At 55.5% G+C, this 2,096-nt stretch carries 2 protein-coding genes and 1 pseudogene; all 3 read right to left on the reverse strand.

Annotated elements, in window-relative coordinates:
• Positions 1-91: 91 nt before the first annotated feature.
• On the reverse strand, positions 92-439 hold the full coding sequence (locus FHX16_RS31365) for a hypothetical protein (RefSeq protein ID WP_259132238.1): 348 nt from the start codon (positions 437-439) through the stop codon (positions 92-94).
• Positions 436-1,536 (reverse strand): annotated as a pseudogene (locus FHX16_RS31370) (IS5 family transposase). The gene FHX16_RS31365 and the pseudogene FHX16_RS31370 overlap by 4 nt, the downstream one beginning before the upstream one ends.
• A 192-nt stretch (positions 1,537-1,728) precedes the next feature.
• Positions 1,729-2,096 (reverse strand): hypothetical protein (locus FHX16_RS31375; protein ID WP_259132240.1); only part of this gene is annotated, 368 nt, incomplete at its 5' end.

Below are 2,096 nucleotides of genomic sequence, written 5' to 3' on the forward strand. Positions count from 1 at the left end.
TCGTAGCGGCGGCGTGTCATCATAGCTCCTAATTCGGAAGCCTTGAATCACGCCGAACGCAATACGCCAAGAGAATTTATGAGTTTACGGCCTAGCAGGCTGTTGAAAAAGTCTGCGGTTTGGCCTTGAGGATGGCCTCGTCGCCGTTGTTATATGCGAACGTGATCTCGACCGAGCCATCGTCGAGTAGTTCAGCATGACCGTCGCCCGAGACTTCGTCCATCTCGTCAAATCCATACCATGTGAAGGAAACGGATGATCCGCTGTAGCCGATATCGAGGTTAGCTTGCATGGCACCGAAGGCAATTTCTCCGGAGCCATCTGGCGTGATGGTGATCACCGCCGGCTCGACCAGGTCGAGATAATCCCGATCCCAGATGTCGGCGGCTACAATCCGCCAACGACCTATCAGGCTGCAGTTTGAAGCCGCCCCACTCATGACGATACCGCCATCAGTTTCGGTAACCGCACCAGATCATACGCCGCTGCCGCGAAGGTGAAAGCCCATCCAACCCTGTCGCGACCGCGGAACTTTGTCTTGTCCTGCCCCGCCACCGTTTTCATCCAACCGAACGCCTCCTCGATACGCTTGCGGATGCGTAGGCTGACCCCGTATCCGGGATGGCGTGTAGTGCGTCCGTCGATAGCCGAGCGGCGACCATTGACGTTCTGTGCCACGTGGGGCGTCACCTTCATCGACCGCAAATCTTTGACGAAGTCTTTCGTGTCATAAGCCTTGTCGGCACCAAGGGTGATTGCCTGTGGCCGGTCGCAGAAAGGTTCACTCATGTGAAGAGCCGCGATGCGTTCGGCGTAACCGTTGGCCTCGGTCAGATGGGCATTGACCAGAAGGCCATGGCGGTTTTCCATCAACCCATGCCCCATGAAGGAAAGCTTGGCCTCCTTGCCCTTGCCCTTTCCCTTCCTCTACAGCTTTGCATCCGGATCGGTTGTTGATGCATGGATGCATGCGTCTCGTTGGAACGCTTTTCGCCATGGAAGTCTGCTTCCGCGTTGCGACCACCGCCATCCGACGGCGGTTCGTCCGAACCGTCCTTCGGCTTGAAGCTCTTCATCCACGCCCAGGCTTCGATCAGCGTGCCATCGACAGAGAAATGGTCTGTGGACAGCAGCCGCTTTACCTTGGGCCGGGAAAGGATTGCACCCAGGAACTTCGCAGCGATGTCACCAGCAAGCAATCGGTGGCGGTTCTTCGAAAACACCGAATGGTCCCAGGCGGGATCGTCAATGCCGGTGTCGACGAACCAGCGGAAGAGAAGGTCGTATTCCAACCATCAGAAGTCGCTCAGAACGGATCGAATAGAAGGCTTGCAGAAGCATGGCGCGAAGAAGCTTTTCTGGCGCAATCGACGGCCGCCCGGTCGGTGAATAAAGCGCTGCAAAATCTTGTTCCAATAAAACGAGCGCTTCGTTCACGACCTGCCGGATGGCCCGTAGAGGATGACCTTTTCGAACACGAGCCTCCAGATCCACATAGCTGAAGAGTTCGCCTGTCCTCACATCGCCGCCGCGCATCCATCAGCTCCAAATCGCAATAAAGCGAGTGAATCACGACAGGAGCCTTGCTTCAATGCCTTTTTCAACAGCCTGCTAGGCTTGTGCGCATTTTGAAACCACCATACTTGCGGTTGATTTTCAGAGGTGTGCGCCGGGTGCCGCAGCGGACCGCTCACGCAAATTCTTAACGTCCACCGATTAGTGTTCGACCTAAAGTAGCCCTCCGTCATTCCCTAGTTTAGTAGGAGGCCAAGAGGTGACGATATGCGTGATTCTGAGAAACAGCGCGAAAGCGATGAATTGCCTTCCCCGGCACCGCTCCCTGAGGGCGAGAGATTCTTCGATCCTTGGGAAGAAGAATTTCGCAAGAGCTTCACCAACGACGACAAGACCTTCGATTTTTAATCCAAACGGAGCGTTCAGCAACGAACTTAGGATGATATTCGCGAGCCGGAAAACAGCACAGAAGTAACGCCTTCGGTCCTGACCTTGCCCCCAAGTTTTATCCAGTTTTAAGTTCGCTCCGGCGGTTTTGGGTTGCTGTATTTGGGGCGGTAGCGGCGGGTTGCGGTGCGGAG

The organism is Rhizobium sp. BK661 (assembly GCF_024808825.1).
Lineage (GTDB): Bacteria > Pseudomonadota > Alphaproteobacteria > Rhizobiales > Rhizobiaceae > Rhizobium.